Raw genomic sequence first — 20,191 nt, forward strand, 5'->3', positions numbered from 1 at the left:
CGCCTACACGCATGCCGTCGCTGCGCGACGGACACCGGGCACGGACAGGGACTGGTGAGACTACAGCGTCGCGCAGCGACTGCAGGATCGTAGGCGGGGCTTTCAAGCCCCGACGCGGCGGCACGACGACATCAACATGCAATCGCCCTGGTTCGTGACTCAGGGCGATTGCATGAGTACCTTTGACTGGCCAACCGACTGGCGGAAGTACGAGTTGCTGATGGCAGAGGCCACCACGAGATCGACCGGCTGCTCGCGTGTCAGGCTTGGAGAAACCGATCCCAGCCGATATCGAGGTCGCGAACGGCTGCCCGCAAATCCTTGCTTCCCCAGTCAGGAACCACGGTAGCTCCACCGGTCGTGGGATTGTGCCATTTCCGGTGCGAGCCGCCGCTGCGACGGGAAGTTCTTCGCAGCCAAGTGCTCGGAGTTTCCGTGCAACCTCCCGATAGGTCACGACGTGGGGACGAGCAGGTCAAACTGGATCGAACCGGCATCCGGGTCCTGGACCAAACCTCGGGGGACAGGACGGCCGGTGTCTTCATACAACTCCAGGGTGGCCCGCAGGGCATCTTCGACGTGCTCCAGCGCCTGTTCGAGCGAGTCACCTTCAGTAACCAGTCCTGGCAGCGCCGGCGAGGTCACGGTGTGGCCGCCTTCTGGTTGTGGCGTCAGGACGAGCGGAACCCGGTAGACGTTCGCCACAATGAGAGCCTCCTGACCGCGAAAGACCGCTGCTGAAGGATACAAGACGCAAAAGATGGGGGGTGCGACTGCGATGGCCGCAGTGCAGGATGCTGCGGGCACCCCTGCGTGAGCGGCGGCGAGCGCGGGGAGCGCACGCCCGGTACACTGACCGAAGAGACTCGTGAAGGACACACCGCCGATGCAGAACGTCGCCGCCGGGCGGCTCACCCTGCCGCTCGCCCGTCAGCGCGACGGGACCACGACCACCAGTCCGCGCGGCACCATCGTCACGGTGGGCATCGGCGAGATCCTGATTCAGCTCGGGCTGACGCCGCTGACGGCTGTCGTGCCGAGCGTCTCGGCGGCGCTGGGCGTCTCGGCGCTGGACGGCGCCTGGCTGATGACGGTGTACATCCTGGCCCTGGCCGGCACGCTGCTCGTCTCGGGGCGGCTCGGGGATCTGCTCGGGCACCGACGGATGTTCGGGGCTGGCGCGCTGACGTTCGCGGCGGCCACGGCGCTGGCCGGCCTTGCCCCCACCTTCGAGGTCTTGCTGGCGGCGCGCATCGGGCAGGGCATCGGCGGCGCGATGATCTCCGGCAACAACCTGGCGATCATCGCCCGGGCTGTCCCCACCACCGGGCGCGCCCGCGCCATCGCGATCGTCGCGACGGCCTCCTCGCTGGCGGCGGTGATCGGGTCAGCGCTGGGGACGCTAGCCGTGCAGGCCGGGGTCTGGCCGCTGCTGTTCCTGGGGCCGCTGCCGCTGGCGCTGCTGGCGGCCGTCCGCGCGCGCAGCCTGCCGGGCAGCGAGCGGAGCGGCGGCACGGTGGACTGGGCCGGCGCCGCGCTGCTCGTCGTGACGATGACGGTGCTGGCGTTCGCGCTGAACCATCCACACGGCGCCACGTCCGAGGTCGTGATGCCCGTGTTCCACGTCTGGCTGCCGCTGCTGGCGATTGCCACGGGGACGGCGTTCATCGTGGTGGAGCGGCGCGTCCGCGTGCCGTTGATGGACTGGCGACAACTGCACAACGCCCAGTTCGGCGCGGCTGTCGGGGTGAACGCCATCCTGCACCTGACGATGATGGGCGCGATGTTCCTCGGGCCGCTGCTGGTGGTGCAGGGGCTTGCCATGAGCATCCTGTCGGGCGGCGCGCTGATGGTCGTCGTGCAGGCCAGCATCACGGCCACCGCCTATCTTGGCGGCTGGTTCTATGATCGCGCCCGCGCATGGTGGCTGCGGCCGGCTGGCGCGTCGCTGCTGACCCTCGGGCTGGCCGCGTGGGCCGTCTCAGGCTGGTACGAGAGCTACGCCGGGCTGATCCTGGCCGGGCTGGTGGCAGGATTGGGGAGTGGCGTCCTGCTGGCCGTCAACAACACGGTCATCATGAGCACGCTGCCGTCAAGCTCGCGCGGGGTGGCCTCGGGGATGCTGGAGACGACGCGCCACTTCGGGCATGCGTTCGGCGTGACGATCCCCTCGGCGATCCTGGCGACGGTCGTCAGTGGGTTCGGCGGCGAGCTGACCTCGGATGCGATCCGCTGGGGCTTCGTGCTGGGCTGCATCGCGATGGCCGGGCTGGCGGGAGCGGCGGTCGGCCTGGGGGTCTGGAAGCGCGGGTAGTGGCTCGTCAGGCGTCAGTCGCAGGGGCGCTCAGTGCCCGTCGTCATCCCGACGCCATTCGGCAAGCTCAGGGCAAGCTACGCGAGGAACGAGCACACCCGTCCGTCATCCCGACCGCGGCGAGGCACGAGCGGAGTGGAGAGGGATCTACCTCGTTGTGGCTACGTGAGGAAGATCCCTCGACTGCGTTCGCACGCTCACTCCGCTCGGGATGGCGGTGAAGGGAGCAGCCTCACGCCGCGCGGGATGACGGGGTGGAGGGTCGTCAGGCTTGCCTTGTGCTCGGCCGAATGGGTCATGTTGCTCGGGATGACGGAGAAGCATCGGCAGTGGCCCAACCGGGTCGTTCACGATTGACAGGCGGGTAGCCGCCACACTGCCACCGGCGCTCCCGTTCAACCCTCGCTGCCGGTCGGGATCGAGGCGAGGTCGGCCAGAAAGACGTCGCGGTCCTCCTGCCGCGCGATCTGCCGGCCAGCCTGCCGGGCCAGTTGCAGGTAGCTGTTCGTCGCCTCGTGCTGCCCGGCCGTGGCGTGCGCGCGGGCCATCGCCTCGTAGGCAAACGCCAGGTCAAAGTCGCCGATGCCGTTCTGCTGGCACAATTCCAGGCAGCGGCGCGCGTGCCAGAGGGCCGGCTCCGGACGCTTCAGCGTGGCGTAGACACGGGAGATCTGCCACTCGCCACGGGCGAAGTTGACGGGCGTCCCGACCTCGCCCCAGTGAAAACGCGAGGCGTGCGCGGCGTGCAGCATCGTGTCGTCGTCGGCCTGCGTCCGGTCAGCTTGCCCCAGCAGGCTCCAGACGCGGTTGAACAGGTCGGCGGCCAGCCGGCGGTGGGTCTGGGCATCGTCGGGCGCGGCGGTCCCTGGCTGCGCGTGCTCTCCAGGTGCTCCCTCGGTCCCAGCGGGCGCCGTCTCAGCGTCCACAGCCATACCTCCTTTGCGTGTCGCGCACCGCGCTGACCGCACACGGTGATGATGATGACTTCAGACCAGCGACCGCAGAACATCTACGACGATGCCCGGTTCTTCGCCGGGTACGCCAGACTGGAACGGTTCGGCGAGGGGTGGACCGGCGCGTACGAGCATACTGCGTTCAAGGCGCTCCTGCCGGATCTGACCGGCCGGCGGGCGCTCGATCTGGGCTGCGGCACCGGCCAGTGGACTGCGTATCTTGCCGAGTGCGGGGCGGCCGAGGTCGTCGGCGTGGACCTCTCCGAGCGGATGCTGGCGGTCGCCCGGCGCGACCGCGCGCATCCGCGTGTGACGTACCAGCGGGCGTCGATGGAGGAGGCGGCTTTCCCGCCCGAGTGCTTCGAGGTGGTCATCAGTTCCCTGGCGTTCCACTACGTCGAGGATTTTGCCGCGCTGGCCCGACGCATCGCGTCCTGGCTGACGCCCGGCGGCCACCTGGTGTTCTCGAACGAGCACCCGGTCTACTTGAGCCGCGCCACGCCCGAGGGCTGGGTCCGGGACGCGGCTGGCACGGTCACGCACTGGGCGCTGAGCCGCTACGGCGAGGAGGGCCTGCGCGAAGAGAGCTGGATCATGGACGGCGTCCGGAAGTACCACCGGATGGTCTCGACGATCCTCAACGACCTGACCGACGCGGGGTTGATCGTGGAGCGGGTCGAGGAGCCGATGCCGGACGCCGAGATGCTGCTGCGGCGGCCCGACTGGATCGTGGAGCGGGGGCGGCCGTTCTGCCTGCTGGTGCGAGCCCGCAAGCCGTAGGGCGCTGGCGGGCGTCGCGGCGGGGGGACGCTCCGCTATCGTTATCTCGACACGGGCGCGACACGGAAAAGAGGATGCTGGGGAGGTCAGACATGGAGATCGGCGTCGGGCTGGATATGCAGCTCGGGCTGTCGTGGGCGCAGCACCGCGAGCTGTCGCGGCACGCTGCGCACCTGGGGTACGCAAGCATCTGGACGAACGCCGGCAATGCCCGCGACGCCATGCACGTCTGCGCGCAGTGGTCCGTCGCGAGCGCTGAGGTGGCGGATGGCGGCCTGGGCACCGGCATCTCGGTGATCCCCGCGCCGCTGTGGTCGGCTCCGTCGCTGGCGTCCTGCGCCGCGACCGTCGGGGAGGTCAGCGGGGGGCGGTTCACGCTCGGCATTGGCTCAGGCGCGCTGCACAACCCGGCCTATCGGCAGTCGCTGGGGTTGCCGGATCTCAAGCCGATCGGCACCATGCGCGACTACCTGGTGACGGTGCGCGGCCTGCTGGCCGGCGAGGCTGTCGAGTACGAGGGCAAGGCGATCAGCCTGCACGGCTTCCAGCTCGGCATCAACGCGCCGAAGGTGCCGGTGGTGCTGGGGGCGCTCGGCCCGAACATGCTGAAGCTGGCTGGCGAGGCCTCGGACGGCGCAGCGCTGAACTGGTGTACGCCCGAGCAGATCGCCTGGAGCCGCGAGATCGTGGCCGAGGGGGCGCAGGCGGCCGGCCGCGACCCGCGCGCGGTCGCGATGGTGGAGTACATCCGCATCTGCGTGGACGAGGATGAGGAAGCGGCTCGGCGGGCGTTCACGCGGGCGCTGATGGGGTACGCGATGGCCCGTCCGGGCGTCTCGAAGGCGCTCGGGTATCGGGGGCACTTCGGGCGGATGGGCTTCGACGAGGCGCTGACGGAGCTTGAGGAGCGCCGCGACCGTGGTGCCAGCGAGGCTGAGCTGATCGACGCGTTCCCCATCGAGCTGGCGCGGCTGGTCGGCTACTTCGGGCCGGCGGCCGGGGCGGCGGCGGCGTTCCGTCGGCTGGCCGAGGGGCTGGACACGGCGATTGTGCGGGTGGTGGCCTCGCGGCCGGGCGACGAGTCGTCGGTGCGGGCGGTGATGGAAGCGTGCCAGCCGTCGCGGCTGCCGAAGTGAGAGTCTCCGGGCTGCTGCATTCCGTAGCGGATTGGCGAAAGCGCGGTAAGCTTTCCTGAAGCGATGCGGGCCGCTCTGCCGGGCGGCCCGCCGATCCTGCCTGATCTTCCTGCCCATCCTGGAGGAGCACCATGAGCGTCGAACGTCCGGACGGGGCGAACGCGGCCTCCCCGCCAGCCGACCTGCCGAAGACGGATGCGGAGTGGCGCGAGCGCCTGACCCCGGAGCGGTACTACGTCCTGCGCCAGAAGGGGACCGAGCGTCCCTGGACCGGCGAGTACAACATGACCAAGATCGACGGCATGTATCACTGCGCCGGGTGCGGGGCCGAGCTGTTCACCTCCGACACCAAGTTTGACTCGCACTGTGGCTGGCCGAGCTTCACCTCGCCCGTCGCGCAGCAGAACGTCGAGCTGACCGCCGACTACAGCCACGGGATGACCCGCACCGAGGTGACCTGCAAGCGCTGCGGCGGCCACCTGGGGCACGTCTTCGAAGACGGCCCGGCCCCGACCGGGCTGCGCTACTGCATCAACTCGCTCTCGCTGCAGCTGGAGCCGGACGGGAAGTAGGTCAGCCAGCATGGACCTGGGCGAGGGCACGCGTGAGATGGCCGGCGCGCCGCCCGAGGAGCCTATCCGGTGCGGGCGCTGGAAGCTCAAGCCGTTTGAGCTGCCGCGCCCGGTCCTGCTGCGACCTGACGGGCCAGTGACGCTCCGAGCGTTTCTGGCTCAGCCCGATCCGCGTGTCCTGGACGAGCTGAACGCGCTCGACCTGGAAGGCTTGCAGGCGCTGACGCTGGCACGGCTGGCCGGCGCGCCGCCGGAGATGCGGCTCTCGCTGTTCGGGGAGCCGGGCTACACCATCCGCGAGGTGGTGCGGCAGGTCGCAGAGGGGACGCCGCTGGGGGTGCGGGTGATCGAGGCCGAGCGGAAACTGGTGGGGTTGCTGCTGACCGAGGCGCTGCGCTCCGCTGGATGAGCCGGGGCGCACACGTACCGTTGCGAGTCCGCGGGATCGCACGTCGGGCGCGTCGTGCACGGTCGTCGGGGCTTTCAACCCCCGACTGCGCGTCTTGCGACGTTGTGGGAACACTAACGAACGTGGGATGCCTGCGCGTCGAACGCCTGCTGGGGGCAACCCGCTGGATCCAGCATGAGCGGCCAGGTGAGGTGAACCGGCTGCTGCTACGCGACCTGACGCGCGATGCCACGGAGGGCGCCGCCAGTGCGCCGACGCATCACGCAGCCGCGCCGCCCCGATGAGGGCCGTGGCGGTCAGCCCTGAAAGGCCCGTTTGAAGGCATCCGGGACGTCCGCGCGGGGCAGGGCCGGCGTCGAGGCGTCGGCGGACGGCTGCTCGGGTGCAGGCAACCGGTCGGCTGCGTCGAAGAGGAGCGCTTCCGACGCCCGCAGGGGCAATCCCAGCACCACGGCCAGCCCGATCCCCAGGACGATCTCGACGGGCAGGCGGGCCTCGCCGGCCACGCCGCTGACGACCAGCCGCCCGGCCGCCATCCCGAACATCGCCGGCACGATCTCGACGGCCACGATCTCGCCGCCGAGGGCATCTGCCACCTGGCCCATCAGGGTGTAGACCGCTGCCCGCAGGGTGATGTGCCCCTGCAATTCGTGGGTGAGCGTGCAGGCAGCCGCCGAGGAGATCGGCAGGATGAGCCGCCGCCGACAGTTGGTGCCGGCGGTAGGGTCCAGCGAGACTTGCGGTACGCCCGTCTCGGGATGACGGTTGACAGCGCCCACACACACGTCGATCACGATGCGGCCTCCCCGGCAACGGTGCGGACGGGAATGACGGCAACGGCTGCCGCGCATGAGCCAGCCACACCACTCAGGCTTGTGCAATGCGAATGCACTAGGTTAGTATGACCTTACTTCAGTTTGCAAGCGAGTGCATCGTGCGGGGCGTCACCCCCGATGCCCGTGTGGCAGGCTGACTCTTGCTGGGAGCTTCTTCGTGCCCTCCGTATCGGCTGCTGGCTTGCCCCCTGATCCATCAACCATCGCCCGTCCATTTGCCCTGCTGCACCCGTGCACCAACTTCATCGACGAGCAGCTGGCGGACCCGCTGATCGGCGCGAACTTCGACCCTATCGACATGTACGACCTGGAGCGTGCTGATCTGTCGGCGTACCTGGGGCTGGCCGTACCGGGGCTGGTCGATCAGGTGCATCTTGCCCGCCACGCCGAGAAGATTCGCGCCTACCTGGATACCGGGCGGGTGCTCGTCTTCAGTGGGATGTTGTTCCAGCCGTGGCTGCCGGGCGGCGGTGCGTACCACCCGAAGGCCGTCCGCTCGCACCATGACTACGCCGTCCGTGTGGTGACCCCGCACCCGATCCTCGACGGCATCGAGATGGACAACCTGATCTACCGTCGCGGCGTGGCCGGCTTCTTCGCGCGGGGCCACAACGAGCCGCCGCCGGGGGCCGAGATCCTGCTGGCGCTGCCCGATGGCGAGCCGACGACGTACGTAGACCGTGTCAGCACGCGCGGGACGATCCTCTGCCACAGCGGCAACGATCTGCTGGGCTACACCAACGCCGAGGGGACGGGGGCGCGGCTGGTGCCGCAACTGCTGGCCTGGATGCGGCAGGAGGCCCAGGTCCGGATGGCAGCGGTCAGATCGTCGGCCGCCGGCGAGCCGCAAGCGGCGCGCACGACGGGCGTGGTGGGCGCGGGGGCGGGCGCATGAGCCGGCTCGGCATGATCTACCTCGGATCGGCGCAGCAGCACATGGTGCTGCAAGATCCCGTCTACCGCCAGCATATCGACGAACTGGTCTACCTGCCCGAGCTGCCCGCCACCTCGCTGGACGATCTCGACGGGTTGATCGTGCCGTGCCGGGTGCACCAGGGACGGCTCTACGCCAGCGCGGAGCAGGTTCGAGCGGTGCTGGATCGGGGCGGCACGGTGGTCCTGTTCGGGGAGCAGCCGCAGGCGTGGCTGCCGGGGTTGCAGTGGGAGCAGCGCCCGGTCAACTTCTGGTGGTGGCGCGAGGGCGGCAAGAGCGACCTCCGCGCCGCCCTGCCCGAGCACTCCCTGTTCGAGTACCTGACGCTTGCCGATGCGACCTGGCACTATCACGGGGTCTTCACGCCGCCTGCCGGGGCCGAGCGGATCATTGAGAGCGAGCACGGCGGGACGATCCTTTACGTCGACCGGGTGAGCACCCCGGGGACGCTGATCGTGACCTCGCTCGATCCGATGTTCCACATCGGGTCGAACTTTATGCCGGCGGCGGCGCGGTTCTTCCAGAAGTTCTTGCCGTGGCTGCGGGAGCGGATGCTGCCGGAGACGAGCGGGCGACAGCCGACAGTGGCCAGCGGTCAGGCGTGAGCAGCCAGGTGTGAGCAGTCAGGCGTGAGCCGTCAGGCGTGAGCCGTCAGGCGTCAGGTATCGGGGGCCGACTCCCCGCCGTGTCAGACGCCCACGGCGAGGTGGATGGCCCCCTGTTTGCCGCGCTCTCCGACGATGGCGCCCGGGCCGACACAGCTCGGGCAGCCGCTCTCGCAGAGGCAGCGCTGCGCGAGGTCGGCGGCGGCCTCCAACAGCTCACGCCGCATCGTGAAGAGCCGCTCGGCGAACCCGACGCCGGCCGGCACCCGCTCGTAGACGTAGACGGTCGGCAGGCCTGTGAACGGCGATTTCACCTGCGGCACCACGCCGACGTCGTGCGGATCGCACATCAGGTAGAGCGGGGTGATCGCCCCGAGCAGGTTGGCCAGCCCGACCAGCCCGCCTTCGACCTCCTCCTTCGGAAGCCCGGCCGTGCGGGACTCCGGCAGGGTGACCCAGAAGGCGGTCGTCTGCAGCTCCTCCTCGGGGAGGTGGATCTTGCCCCAGCCGATGTTCTCGTGGGTGTTGAACTTGATCTTCTTGAAGATGGTCGGCTGGTAGGTGACGGAGACCTCGCCGTGGGCGTACGACAGGTCGTGGATCGAGGGGCGTGGATCGTCGGTGCGAGCGTCGGAGGACGGTAGCGCCGGCTGGGCAGGCGGGACAGCGCGCGTGGCAGCGTCCGCTCCTGGCTCCTGACTCCTGGCCCCAGCTGCCTCGCCGCGCTCCTGTGCGAAGACGTCCGTCACCTGGAGGTGGACGGCCAGCTCGGCGTCGGTGTAGTAGTCCACCGAGACCTGGCGCACGTACGCCTTCTTCTCTTCCCAGTCGAGCCTCTCAACCTGGTGCTGCTGGCCGCCGTGGATGTAGATCGCCTCTTCGTGGAGGTAGATCGGGGCGGCGTAGCGGTCCATCTCCCCGATGACGCGGGGGGCGCCGGTCTGGGTGGTGTCAATGATGACGAAGTTGTCGCTGGCGGCCGTGCGGAGGCTGACGGCCTCGGCGGGGAAGCGCTCGCTGGTCCAGTACCATTTCTTGCTGGTGCTGTTGTAGTGGAGCGCGCCATCCTCCTCGAAGTAGCGCAGTAATTCGTCGGTGGCCGCGCCGCCGAAGCGCTCGCCAGCCTCGAACGGCAGCTCGAAGGCGGCGCAGCGCAGATGGTTGGCGCGGATGACGAGGTTGCCCGGGTTGACGAGGCCGCTCTCGGGCGTGCGCCCGAAGAAGTAGTCGGGGTGGCTGGCGATGAACTGGTCCAGCGGCGACGACGAGAGGACCAGCGCGGCGATGGACGGCTTGTCGCGCCGCCCGACGCGGCCCATCTGCTGGAGGGTCGAGGCGACGGTGCCGGGGTAGCCGGTCAGGACGGCCGCTTCGAGGCCGCCGATGTCGATGCCCAGCTCCAGGGCATTGGTGGCGACGACGCCGCGCACGGAGCCGTCGCGGATGCCGGACTCGATGGCGCGGCGCTCGCGGGGGAGGTAGCCGCCCCGGTACCCCCGGATGGCGTCGGGGTCCAGGTGGCGCTTCTTCGCGGCCTCTTTGAGGTAGTGCAGGAGCACCTCGACGCTCAGGCGGCTGCGCGCGAAGACGATGGTTTGCAGGCTGTTCGACAGAAAGGCCGTTGCGAGGTTCCGGGCCACCAGCGTGGACGAGCGGCGGATGCCGAGCTGCTGGTTGACGACGGGCGGGTTGTAGAACAGCAGGAACTTCTCGGGGCTGGGTGCGCCGCTCTCGTTGACGAGGGCCAGGGGCAGATCGACCAGGGCTTCGGCGCGCTCGGCCAGCATCTCAGACGGCTCGAACGCGCCCTCGTCGATCAGCGAGCCGTACCCAACGAGGTTGCGGCCCAGCTCGTCGGCGTTGGCGATGGTGGCCGAGCAGCAGATGAACTGGGGATTGCTGCCGTAGTGGGCGCAGATGCGGCGCAGGCGGCGGATGACGTTCCCGACGTGGCTCCCGAAGACGCCGCGATAGTGGTGCAGCTCGTCCACCACGACGTACTTGAGGTTCTCGAAGAGGCGGACCCACTTGTCGTGGTGGGGGAGGATGCCGGTGTGGAGCATGTCGGGATTGGTGACGACGACGTGGCCGGCCTGTCGGATGGCACGGCGGGCGGTGGCGGGAGTGTCGCCGTCGTAGGTGAACGTCTTGATGTCCGCGCCGGTGCTCTCGACAAGGCGGTGCAGCTCGGCCTGCTGATCCTGGGCGAGGGCCTTGGTCGGGAAGAGGTAGAGGGCGCGGGCGTTCGGATCTTTGAGGATGGCGTCCAGAACGGGCAGGTTGTAGCAGAGGGTCTTGCCGCTGGCCGTCGGCGTGACGACCACGACGTTGCGGCCGTCGAGCACGTGCTGGATCGCCTGGGCCTGGTGGGTGTAGAGCTGCCCGACGCCGCGCGCCTCGTAGGCGGCTCGGAGGCGGCCGTCCAGTCCGTCGGGCAGGGGGGCATACATCGGCGGCCGGGCCGGCTGATGCCGGAAGGCGGCGATGTTGCCCTGGTGCTCGCGCGACTTGAGCAGGTGCTCGACCAGCTGGGGGACGTTCATGATCCTGCCACGAACAGGTGTTCCACCCGGCGATTGTAGACGGCGCGCCAGGGCAGGGGGCAAGCGGAGACCGTTCGGAAGCGAAACTGGCCCATCGTGCTACCCTGCCGGGAGCGTCCAGCACGGCCGGCAGGCTGGTGACGGACGCCTGACGTACTTTCACATCCGGAGACCGACGATGATCTTCATCACCGCGAAGTTCCTGATCAAGCCGGAGTTTGCCGACCGCTGGCCGGAGATCAGCCGGACGTTCACCGAGGCGACGCGGGCCGAGCCGGGCTGCCTCTGGTTCGACTGGTCTCGCAGCCTGGACAACCCGAACGAGTACGTGCTGGTCGAGGCGTTCCGCGATGGCGACGCGGGCGGGGCGCATGTGAACTCGGCCCACTTCAAGACGGCTCAGCAGCACTTGCCGCCGCACCTGCAGGCCACGCCGAAGATCATCAACTTCGTGGTGCCGCAGGACGACTGGAACGACCTCGGCGAGATGGCGGTCAAGTAGGTCTTGCCCTCACCCCCCGCCCCCTCTCCCTGTGCGCGGGAGAGGGGAGCCGGGCGGGTACCGTCCGGGCGGGATTTTGGGTGACAGTCAGGGGCGGATGTCGGTCTGGACGGTAGCGAGCGGCTCGTCGTCGGCGCGGTCAAAGGACTCCGACGCGGCGTAGACGGCCAGGGTATGCGCCCCTGGCTCGCGCGCCTCGGCAAGCAGCGTCACGGTCACCGAGGCGCCGGCCTCCAGTCGGCCGGCGTCGCAGATGATTGGGCGGACGCCGTTGCACGGCGCATCGCCGATCCTGGCCGAGACGTGCGTCAGCCCGTCTGACAGCGTGCCGACCACGACCGCCCCGGCTGCCGCGGTCTCGCCGGTGTTGGTGACTGTGGCGGTGTAGGTGACGCGGTCGCCAACGGCGGCTGACTCTGTCGACGCCGAGGCCTGCACGAAGAATCGGTTGCCCCACGGCTCGGGGCTGGCCGAAAGCGTCGTTGACCAGCTTCCGCAGTCGTCATCGATGGTCAGCGGGAGGGTGACGGCCTGTCCAGGCTGGCCGCGGCGGAGGAAGAACGTCGAGCGCGTGACGCGGCCAGTCTCGACATCGAAGACGCCCGTGCGGCCGGCAGTTCCCGGGCCGCTGCCGTCCAAGCCGTTCGGGGAAATCGAGCAGGGCGTTCGTCGGCGGCACGGTCGTCCCTTCCAGGGCGCCGAAACGTAGCCGGCCGAGACGGTTCTCCGGGGCGTTGCTATTCGTGGCGGCTTCGACCTGGACGCGGAGACGATTTGGAGCGCCTGGATCGACGCGGACGACGGGAAGGGGGCGAGAGCCGCAGTCGCGGGGGATGATGGTTGCGGCGATCGTCGGCGATACGTTGTTCGAGAGGTCGGGGTCGCCGGGTGGTGTTGACAGCGATGCTCTGGCTTGCACGCTGGCGCTCAGATCCATCTGACCGGCGGGGCCAGCCACGATGGCGAGTGCGACCGTCTTGCTCGTTCCAGCTTCGAGCCGCTGCACGGAGCAGCCAACCTCGGTCTCGCCGTGCATACCGCAGTCGCGGCGCTCAGACCCCCACATCGACCGGGAGACCTCAGTTCCGGGAGCGAGAGGAACAGTGATCTCCACGCCCTCCACCGCCGTGTCTGACCGATTCTCGACGGTCACCGAGAACCTGAGTTCGTCGCCGGCCTGGACCGGGCCGGGTGGGCCATTGACGGTCACCGCCAGGTCAATCGTGGGGTCAACCGTGACGATACTCGATGCGTTCTGGCGCGCGCGGTGACTCCCAGGCTCGTGCGCGAGTGCGGTCACTGTGTACTCATGTCTGCCTGGCATTGGGGCGACCGCCACCTGGGTGACCACGACGCTCTGGCCCGCCGCCAGATCACCCAGCGGACACTCGCGGGGGCGTACCTGCGTCTCCCCCGGGCCGTCAGCGCAGCGCGGGTCCGGGCGGACGATCCGCAGACCGTCCAGGTCCGTGTGCTGTCTCAGCGTACGATCCGTCACAGCGCCAGGGCCATTGTTGGTGACGGTGAACGTGTACGTGATCTCCTCGCCGACAGCGGCCCGCTCGGGAACGGCCTTTGCCGTGACGACGATCTCCGGGGCTGGCGCGATGGTTACCACCCGTGCGCCACGGTTGTTGCGTGGCGTCGGGTCGGACTCACGGGCCATGGCCTGGACGCGGTAGCTGCCTTCGCCCGGCGCACCAGGATCGGCAATGCCGTTGACGCTGACGCGCACCTCGCCGCCGGCCGGGATATCCCCGACGTCACACACGATCAGCGGCTGATACCCACAGTTCCCCTGGCTGGGCGTAAGGCCGCGCGTCTTGATGCCGTTCGGCAACTGATTGAAGAGGCGGACAGCGGTGGCGTTCGATGAGGCGGCGTATATCGGGGGCGGCGACGATTGGGGCGCTGAAATGCCCCTGCTGGATCGTCTACCCTGAGGGCACTCTCGGACCCCGCGACCCTCGGAGGTAGGCGATGGCGATGACAGCAGCCCCGGCAACCATGGGCAGCACCATGCAAGGCCCGCACGGAGGCGCGTTCCGTCCGCCGGCCGTCGGCGTGCGCGGGGTCGTCAGCTCGGCGCACAACCTCGCCTCGCAGGCCGGCATCCGCGCGCTGCAGCAGGGCGGCAACGCCGTCGATGCCGCCGTTGCCGTGGCGGCCACCCTGGCCGTCGTCGAGCCGTTCATGTCCGGGCTGGGCGGTGGCGGCGGCTACATGCTGATCCGCGAGGGCACGACCGGCCAGATCCACGGCCTCGACTACCTGGGCCGGGCGCCGCGCGCCGCCCAGGGCAACGCCTGGACCGACCAGGAAGAGGTCTACAGCGACGTCCGCGCGACCTGTCAGCCGAGCGCCGTGGCCGGCTGGCTGGCGGCCCTGGAGCGCTTCGGGCGGCTCGACCGCGCGGCCGTCTTCAGCTTCGCCATCGAGGTGGCCGAGCGCGGCTGGCCGATCACGGCGTTCGCGGCCGGCATGCTCGCCAACGCCGAGGCCCGCCTGAGCCGGTTCGCCTCGTCGCGGGCGGCCTACTTCCCAGACGGCCGCGTGCCGCGCGTGGGCGAGCTGGTGCCACAGCCGGGCATGGCGCGCAGCCTGCGGATGATCGCCGAGGGCGGCGCGGACGTCTACTACAAGGGCCAGCTTGGCGAGGAGATCACCCGGGCGATCCAGGAGGCCGGCGGCTGGCTGACCATGGACGACCTCGGGGACATCCAGCTTCGGTGGCTGGAGCCGCTGGCCATCCAGTATCGCGGGAACACCGTGATGACGATGCCGCCCGAGTGCTCCGGCATCCAGTACCTCGAGTCGATGCGGATCCTCGAAGCGTTCGACCTCGAAGGCCTCGGCCATAACACGACCGCGTACCTGCACCTGCTGCTGGAGACCGTCAAGCTGGCGAGCGCCGACCGCGCCGCCTACACGATGGATCCGTCCGTCCCGGCCACAAGCCTGCTCGCCGACGACTTCGTCGCCGGGCGGCGGGCGCTGATCGACTTCCAGCAGGCCGCCCAGAGCGAGGGTGAGCGCTACCTCGCCAAGAAGGACGGGCTGGTCGCCCCCGGCGATCCCCTCCGCTACAAGCGCGACCACACCACCCACTTCGAGGCCGTGGACGACGAGGGCAACCTCGTGTCCGTCACCCAGAGCAACGGCGGCGTCTTCGGAAACGCCTTTGTGGCCGGCGCGACGGGCATCCCGATGAACAATTTCCTCTACTGGCAGGACGTCAATCCCGACAGCCCGAACTATCTCCGGCCCGGCCGCCCGATGGAATGCCCGATGGCCCCATGCATCGTCACGCGGGACGGCGCAGCGGTCCTCGGCATCGGCACACCGGGGTCGTACGGCATCCTGCAGACGACGCTCCAGATGCTGCTCAACCACCTGGATTTCGGGTTCAACGTCCAAGCGGCCATCGAAGCTCCCCGCTTCCGGGCCTTCGAGCGGACGTTGGTGGACGTGGAAGGGCGCCTGCCGACCGAGACGGTGGACGGCCTGCGGGCGCTCGGGCACGAGCTGCGGATCCTGGCGCCGTTCACCAACGCCGTCGGCGGAGGACACGGCGTCGCCGTCGATCCGCGGAGCGGCCTGCTGACCGGTGGGGCGGACCCCCGTCGGGATGGTGCGTCGCTGGGCTGGTAGCGGGCTGGTACCCTTCGGCGCCGAGCGACCGACTGGCGCTCGGCGCGTACACACAACACCGGGTGTTGGCGGCCCCTGTCGTAACGGGCCGCCAGTGAGGCGACGCGTGCCCTACCGAGATCAGCAGCCGCGGCCCTGGAATGATGACCAGGACGACGCCCGGGAGAGCCGGCGCACCTGGCTCGACGCCTCGCTGATCCCGCTGCTGCTGCTGCTCGTACTCGCGCCGCCCGTCGTCCATGCCCTCGGTAACGCCCTGGACCGCCCGATTGTCCACCCGAGCATCGACATGCTCGTGGTGGCGCTCGGGCTGATCTGTCTGGGCCTGCTCTGGGCGCGGCTGCGGGCCTTCAGCCGCCACACCAGCGATGAGCGGCAGCGTGCCCACGCCGTGCGCGACCGTCTGAGTGTGGCGCTTGGCCGAGAGCGGGCGACGCTTGCCACCGTCATCGCCAACATGGGCGAGGGGCTGGCCATCCTCGACGCCGACCGCATCGTGCGGTTCGCGAACCGGCCGGCGGCCGAGCTGCTCGGCGTCGAGCCCGGCTCGACCATGGGGATGCATGTCGAGCAGGTCATCGGGCGGCTGGCCGAGCGGCTGGCTTCGCCCACCGAGGCGTTCGCCGAGTGGCGGCGCGTCAGCTCCAACCCTGAGGCCCGCGAGGCGTTCGAGGTCCGCCTGCTGGGCGACGGCGCAACGGTCCCCGCGCGTGACCTCCGCATCCAGGTCTTCCCCGTGCCCACCGACGACGAGACCCGCTCGGGCGTCGGCCTCACGCTGCGCGACGTGACCCCAGAACGTGACGTGACGCGCCTCAAGGACGAGATCATCTCGGTCGTCAACCACGAGCTGCGAACGCCGCTGGCGAGCGTCGTCGGGTTTGCCGAGCTGCTCCTGCTGCGCGAGTTCCCGGAAGACCAGCGCCGCCGCTTCCTGACCTCGATGGTGCAGGAGAGCCGCCGGCTCGCCTCGCTCGTCGACGACCTGCTGGACCTCCAGCGGATGACGGGCGGCGGCGATCCGCTGGCGTTCGAGGCGTGTCTGCCGTATCTGCTGCTCGAACGGGCGGTCAGCACGGTCGGCCCGGACTCGGCCTGCCCCATCGTCATCGACGCGCCGACGGACCTGCCGCCGGTGCGGGCGGACGCCAACAGCGTTCAGCAAGTGCTGAGCAACCTGCTCGGGAACGCCCGCAAGTACTCTCCGGGCGGCGGGACTGTCGTGCTGAGCGCGCGCGAGGTGGATGGCGCCGTCGAGATCGCCGTGACGGACCACGGGCTGGGCATCCCACCCGAGGCCCTGCCTCGCCTGTTCGAGCGGTTCTATCGCGTCGATAATACCGACAGGCGTGAGATCCGGGGGACCGGGCTCGGGTTGGCGATCGTTAAGGGGCTGGTGGAGGCGCACGGCGGCCAGGTTCGTGCAGAATCAGCCGGTCTGGGAACGGGGGCGCGGCTGAGTTTCACCCTCCCCCTGGCCGATGTGCCCGCTGAGGCTGGTGATGTGTTGATCGTGGAGGACGACGTCGTGTTTGGCCGGCTGCTCGAAGTCGAGCTGGGATCGCGGGGGCTGACGGCCCGGCGCGTGGAGACGGGCGCGGCAGCCCTGGCCGCCGTGCTCGGCACACCGCCGCAGGCCGTGATGCTCGATCTGATGCTGCCGGACACGACCGGCGACGCCCTCCTGCGCGAGCTGCGCGCCCGTGATGTGGGTATCGGCACGGTCTGCATCGTCACGCACCGCGACATCGGAGCGGCAGAGCGCGCCGAGCTTGAAAGCCTGGGCGTGACGCGGATCATGTCCAAGCGCCCGGGCATCGCCAGCGCCGCGGCGGACGCCGTAGCCGAGGCTCTCAAGGTGTCCGGCGTCGCCGTGCGCGAGCCCGCGCCGTCCGGCGAGGAGACCGCGTCATGAGCGGTCCGTCCGCGGCCGGCAAACGGTATGTCCTCATCGCCGACGACGAGCCGAGCATGCGGCTGCTGGTCAACGCGACCATCGCCTCGGACCAGATCGGCGTCATCGAAGCGGCGGACGGCGACGAGGCCTGGGCGCTGATCCTCCAGCACCGGCCGGAGCTGGTGCTGCTGGACGTGCAGATGCCAGGGCAGACGGGGCTGGAGGTGGCGCGGCGGGTGCGCGAGCATCCAGCGCTCACCCACACCAAGATCGTGATGCTGACCTCGAAGGCCCAGGCGATGGACATCGAGGCCGGGCTGGCGGCCGGCGCGGACCTGTACCTGACGAAGCCGTTCTCGCCGATCTCGCTGCTGACGTACGTCGAGGGGGCGCTGGGGCTGTAGGCTGGGTTTCGGGATTCGAGTTTCGGGTTTCGGGCGCTCGCGTCACAGGGCGATTGCATGATGTGCACGGCTCGTCGTTTCGTCGGGGCTTGAAAGCCCTGACTGCCCGATTCGCGGTGGAATGGGAACGTCACCGATCGTGCGATTGGCCTGGCTCGCGTCGCGATTCAGTTGACCGGCCGCCGTGGTTACGCTATACCTCGCCAGACGCGTCAGCGCTGCTGCTGCGCGGAGATCTCGGCAGGTGACAAGGGCAGTCACCTGCCGCCCTACCAGTGGGGGTAGCACCATGGCACAATGGCCTGGCATGTCGCGTCGTGCGTTGCTCCAGGGGACGTTCGGGGTCGTCGGAGTGAGCCTGCTTGCCGCCTGTGCGCCGGCGGCCCCGGCCGCCAAGCCGGCCGAATCGAAGCCAGCCGCGCCCGCTGCCACCACCGCGCCGGCCAAGCCGGCCGAGGCTGCGAAGCCGGCCGAAGCTGCCAAGCCTGCCGAGGTCGCCAAGCCCGCGGTGCCGGCGGCTGCCGCCCCGCCCGCCGCCAAGCCGGCCGAGGCTGCGAAGCCGGCCGCTGCCGGCAAGCCCGGCGAGCAGAAGCTCGGCGCGCAGCTCATCGGCAAGTGGGAAGGCCCGGAGATCCTGGCCGAGGCGAAGCGCCCGGCGAAGCTGGGTGAGGCCCCGATGCTCGCCGAGCTGGTCAAGGCCGGCAAGCTGCCCGCTGTCGAGCAGCGTGTGCCTGAGGAGCCGATGGTCATCAAGCCGGTCCACGAGATCGGCAAGTACGGCGGGACCTGGCGTAGAGGCTTCACCGGCCCGGGCGATCACGAAAACGGCAACCGGATCATGTCGAACGATAAGCTGGTCTTCTGGGACTTCCAGGGGATCCAGCAGAAGCCGTCGGTTGCCCGTGGCTGGGAGATCACCGAAGGCGGCCGCGTCATCACCTTCTTCCTGCGGAAGGGCCACAAGTGGTCTGATGGCACGCCGCTCACCGCCGACGACTTCATGTTCTGGTACGAGGACATCTACGGGGACAAGGAGCTGACGCCCACCCCCACCGCCGACCTGTCCATCAACGGCAAGGTCGGCAAGATGGAGAAGGTCAACGAGACGACCGTCCGCTTCTCGTTCCCAGACCCGTACCCCGGGTTCCTCGACATCATGGGCGGCAGCACCTACATCGGCTCGGCCCAGAACCAGGGCTCCGACCCGCAGTTCCGGGGACCGTACGCGCCGGCCCACTACCTGAAGCAGTTCCTGCCCAAGTATGCTGGCCAGGCCAAGGTGGAGGAGCTGACCAAGGCGGCCGGCATCGACACCTGGGTCAACTTCTTCCGGAATCGTGCCAACTGGCGGTACAACGTCGATCTGCCGGTGCTGGCTGCCTGGAAGACGGTGCAGCCGATCAACACGCCGGTCTGGACCCTGGAGCGCAATCCGTTCTTCTTCGGGGTGGACACCGAGGGGAACCAGCTTCCGTACTGGGACAAGGTCCAGTTCACCCTGGCTGAGAACCTGGAAGTGCTCAACCTGCGTGCCATCGCCGGCGAGTTCGACTCGCAAGAGCGCCACATCGACATGGGCAAGCTGCCCGTCTTCCTGGAGAACCAGCAGAAGGGCAACTACACCGTCAAGCTCGACCCTTCCGCCAACGGCTCGGATGCCACCATCCAGGTGAACCAGAGCTACTCGGCGGATCCTGAGATCGCCAAGTGGCTGCGGAACCGCGACTTCCGCCACGCCCTCGCGCTCGGGGTGGACCGCGAGCAGCTCAACGAGGTGTTCTGGCTGGGCACTGGCACGCCCGGCTCGACCGTCCCCGACGAGTCGTTGCCAGCGAACCCTGGCCCTGAGTGGCGGAAGAAGTGGGCCGTGCTGGATGTCAAGCAGGCGAACGAACTGCTCGACAAGATCGGCCTGACGAAGAAGGATGCCGAGGGGTACCGCCTGCGGACCGACAACGGCCAGCGACTGCGGCTCCAGATGCCGACCGTTGGCGGCTCGTTCGTGCCGTTCCCGAAGATCGGCGAGATGCTCGCTCAGCAGTGGAAGGCTATCGGCATTCAGCTCGACGCGCAGGAAGTCGAGCGCAGCCTGAACCAGCGACGGCAGCTCGCCAACGAGAACCAGATCGAGCTGTGGGCCAACGACGGCTCGGAGCTGCTGTACGGCTACCCGAACCACGCCCTGCCGATCACGACGGGTGTGCTGATGGGGACGGAGATCGGCAAGTGGTTCGCCTCGAACGGCGCGCAGGGCATGAAGCCGGAAGACCCCGAGATGGAGAAGGCGCTCGACCTGTTCCGCAAGGGGCCGGGGCTTGAAGCCGAGGCGCGCACCAAGCAGATTCAGGAGATCTGGAAGATCCTGGCCGAGGGCGCATGGTCCATCGGCACCGTCGGGCTGTCACCGGCGGTCATGGGGGTTCGCATCGTCAGGAACAACGTCGGGAACTCGCCGTCGCGGCAGTTCAACGGGCAGCACGGTCGCACGCCGACGGCGATGCAGCCGTGCACTATGTACTTCAAGAGCTAGGTGGAATGGTTGCGGCGGGGAGTCGTCAGCCGCCCGCCGCAACCAGCGCAAGCGTGTGCATCCTGCGCCGTGGAGCGTGAGCAGCGGTCGTGTCGTGAAAATTGTGTCAGACGGCCTGAGCCATA

General features: G+C 69.2%; 18 protein-coding genes. 12 read left to right on the forward strand and 6 right to left on the reverse strand.

Translation table 11 applies throughout. From position 1 onward, the window contains the following. Positions 1–453: 453 nt before the first annotated feature. Positions 454–705: a type II toxin-antitoxin system HicB family antitoxin gene (locus tag IT306_30770; GenBank protein MCC7372836.1), complete on the reverse strand. Its 252-nt coding sequence runs from the start codon at positions 703–705 to the stop codon at positions 454–456. 181 nt (positions 706–886) lie between these two features. Here IT306_30770 and IT306_30775 point away from each other — a divergent pair, with 181 nt between their 5' ends. Beyond that, positions 887–2,314, forward strand: a complete 1,428-nt coding sequence (locus IT306_30775; protein ID MCC7372837.1) for an MFS transporter — start codon at positions 887–889, stop codon at positions 2,312–2,314. 395 nt (positions 2,315–2,709) lie between these two features. Here the strand turns inward: IT306_30775 and IT306_30780 are convergent, their stop codons facing one another. Next, the gene (locus IT306_30780; GenBank protein MCC7372838.1) at positions 2,710–3,141 is read right to left on the reverse strand and encodes a hypothetical protein; all 432 of its coding nucleotides are present in this window, start codon (positions 3,139–3,141) and stop codon (positions 2,710–2,712) included. Between the two features lie 147 nt (positions 3,142–3,288). On the opposite strand from IT306_30780, the gene IT306_30785 reads away from it, so the two are divergent. The 4 genes from IT306_30785 (at position 3,289) to IT306_30800 (ending at position 6,164) form a co-directional block, all read left to right on the forward strand. Next, positions 3,289–4,047, forward strand: a complete 759-nt coding sequence (locus tag IT306_30785; GenBank protein ID MCC7372839.1) for a methyltransferase domain-containing protein — start codon at positions 3,289–3,291, stop codon at positions 4,045–4,047. 92 nt (positions 4,048–4,139) lie between these two features. Then, the gene (locus tag IT306_30790; protein MCC7372840.1) at positions 4,140–5,183 is read left to right on the forward strand and encodes an LLM class flavin-dependent oxidoreductase; all 1,044 of its coding nucleotides are present in this window, start codon (positions 4,140–4,142) and stop codon (positions 5,181–5,183) included. A 131-nt stretch (positions 5,184–5,314) separates the two neighbouring features. Beyond that, entirely contained in the window at positions 5,315–5,755 is a 441-nt protein-coding gene (msrB, locus tag IT306_30795) for a peptide-methionine (R)-S-oxide reductase MsrB (protein ID MCC7372841.1), read from the forward strand. Positions 5,756–5,765: 10 nt separating this feature from the next. Continuing rightward, a complete protein-coding gene (locus IT306_30800) occupies positions 5,766–6,164 on the forward strand; it encodes a hypothetical protein (GenBank protein ID MCC7372842.1) in 399 nt (132 codons plus the stop codon). 296 nt (positions 6,165–6,460) lie between these two features. Here IT306_30800 and IT306_30805 read toward each other — a convergent pair whose 3' ends face one another. Beyond that, complete coding sequence (locus tag IT306_30805) at positions 6,461–6,958, reverse strand: hypothetical protein (GenBank protein ID MCC7372843.1); 498 nt, start codon at positions 6,956–6,958, stop codon at positions 6,461–6,463. Between the two features lie 199 nt (positions 6,959–7,157). On the opposite strand from IT306_30805, the gene IT306_30810 reads away from it, so the two are divergent. Both IT306_30810 and IT306_30815 read left to right on the forward strand, forming a co-directional pair. Continuing rightward, positions 7,158–7,895 (forward strand): phosphate starvation-inducible protein PhoH, encoded by a 738-nt coding sequence (locus IT306_30810; protein ID MCC7372844.1) that lies wholly within the window; start codon positions 7,158–7,160, stop codon positions 7,893–7,895. Beyond that, positions 7,892–8,539 carry a hypothetical protein gene (locus tag IT306_30815; GenBank protein ID MCC7372845.1) on the forward strand — a complete coding sequence of 216 codons (648 nt, stop codon included), beginning with the start codon at positions 7,892–7,894 and terminating at the stop codon, positions 8,537–8,539. The genes IT306_30810 and IT306_30815 overlap by 4 nt, the downstream gene beginning before the upstream one ends. An 83-nt stretch (positions 8,540–8,622) precedes the next feature. Here the strand turns inward: IT306_30815 and IT306_30820 are convergent, their stop codons facing one another. Then, positions 8,623–11,082: a DEAD/DEAH box helicase gene (locus IT306_30820; protein ID MCC7372846.1), complete on the reverse strand. Its 2,460-nt coding sequence runs from the start codon at positions 11,080–11,082 to the stop codon at positions 8,623–8,625. Between the two features lie 178 nt (positions 11,083–11,260). Here IT306_30820 and IT306_30825 point away from each other — a divergent pair, with 178 nt between their 5' ends. Continuing rightward, positions 11,261–11,584, forward strand: a complete 324-nt coding sequence (locus IT306_30825) for an antibiotic biosynthesis monooxygenase (GenBank protein ID MCC7372847.1) — start codon at positions 11,261–11,263, stop codon at positions 11,582–11,584. Positions 11,585–11,671: 87 nt separating this feature from the next. Here the strand turns inward: IT306_30825 and IT306_30830 are convergent, their stop codons facing one another. Continuing rightward, a complete protein-coding gene (locus IT306_30830) occupies positions 11,672–12,022 on the reverse strand; it encodes a DUF11 domain-containing protein (protein MCC7372848.1) in 351 nt (116 codons plus the stop codon). Positions 12,023–12,086: 64 nt separating this feature from the next. Beyond that, positions 12,087–13,355 (reverse strand): DUF11 domain-containing protein, encoded by a 1,269-nt coding sequence (locus tag IT306_30835; GenBank protein MCC7372849.1) that lies wholly within the window; start codon positions 13,353–13,355, stop codon positions 12,087–12,089. Between the two features lie 209 nt (positions 13,356–13,564). On the opposite strand from IT306_30835, the gene ggt reads away from it, so the two are divergent. The 4 genes from ggt to IT306_30855 all read left to right on the forward strand — a co-directional run bounded on the left by ggt (position 13,565) and on the right by IT306_30855 (position 20,066). Next, positions 13,565–15,235: a gamma-glutamyltransferase gene (gene ggt / locus IT306_30840; GenBank protein MCC7372850.1), complete on the forward strand. Its 1,671-nt coding sequence runs from the start codon at positions 13,565–13,567 to the stop codon at positions 15,233–15,235. Positions 15,236–15,341: 106 nt separating this feature from the next. Next, positions 15,342–17,150 carry a response regulator gene (locus IT306_30845; protein MCC7372851.1) on the forward strand — a complete coding sequence of 603 codons (1,809 nt, stop codon included), beginning with the start codon at positions 15,342–15,344 and terminating at the stop codon, positions 17,148–17,150. Next, positions 17,147–17,536: a response regulator gene (locus IT306_30850; GenBank protein MCC7372852.1), complete on the forward strand. Its 390-nt coding sequence runs from the start codon at positions 17,147–17,149 to the stop codon at positions 17,534–17,536. The genes IT306_30845 and IT306_30850 overlap by 4 nt, the downstream gene beginning before the upstream one ends. 289 nt (positions 17,537–17,825) lie before the next feature. Further along, positions 17,826–20,066 (forward strand): ABC transporter substrate-binding protein, encoded by a 2,241-nt coding sequence (locus IT306_30855; GenBank protein ID MCC7372853.1) that lies wholly within the window; start codon positions 17,826–17,828, stop codon positions 20,064–20,066. Positions 20,067–20,191: the final 125 nt, after the last annotated feature.

The sequence above is a fragment of the Chloroflexota bacterium genome (assembly GCA_020850535.1).
GTDB lineage: Bacteria > Chloroflexota > UBA6077 > UBA6077 > JACCZL01 > JADZEM01.

Excerpts from the sequence above, each read along its gene's own strand:
- IT306_30785 (MCC7372839.1), top strand. The coding sequence starts at position 3,289 with ATGATGATGACTTCAGACCAGCGACCGCAGAACATCTACGACGATGCC.
- IT306_30775 (MCC7372837.1), top strand. The coding sequence starts at position 887 with ATGCAGAACGTCGCCGCCGGGCGGCTCACCCTGCCGCTCGCCCGTCAG.
- msrB (MCC7372841.1), top strand. The coding sequence starts at position 5,315 with ATGAGCGTCGAACGTCCGGACGGGGCGAACGCGGCCTCCCCGCCAGCC.
- IT306_30820 (MCC7372846.1), bottom strand. The coding sequence starts at position 11,082 with ATGAACGTCCCCCAGCTGGTCGAGCACCTGCTCAAGTCGCGCGAGCAC.
- IT306_30855 (MCC7372853.1), top strand. The coding sequence starts at position 17,826 with ATGGCACAATGGCCTGGCATGTCGCGTCGTGCGTTGCTCCAGGGGACG.
- IT306_30825 (MCC7372847.1), top strand. The coding sequence starts at position 11,261 with ATGATCTTCATCACCGCGAAGTTCCTGATCAAGCCGGAGTTTGCCGAC.
- IT306_30800 (MCC7372842.1), top strand. The coding sequence starts at position 5,766 with ATGGACCTGGGCGAGGGCACGCGTGAGATGGCCGGCGCGCCGCCCGAG.
- IT306_30850 (MCC7372852.1), top strand. The coding sequence starts at position 17,147 with ATGAGCGGTCCGTCCGCGGCCGGCAAACGGTATGTCCTCATCGCCGAC.
- ggt (MCC7372850.1), top strand. The coding sequence starts at position 13,565 with ATGGCGATGACAGCAGCCCCGGCAACCATGGGCAGCACCATGCAAGGC.
- IT306_30790 (MCC7372840.1), top strand. The coding sequence starts at position 4,140 with ATGGAGATCGGCGTCGGGCTGGATATGCAGCTCGGGCTGTCGTGGGCG.
- IT306_30815 (MCC7372845.1), top strand. The coding sequence starts at position 7,892 with ATGAGCCGGCTCGGCATGATCTACCTCGGATCGGCGCAGCAGCACATG.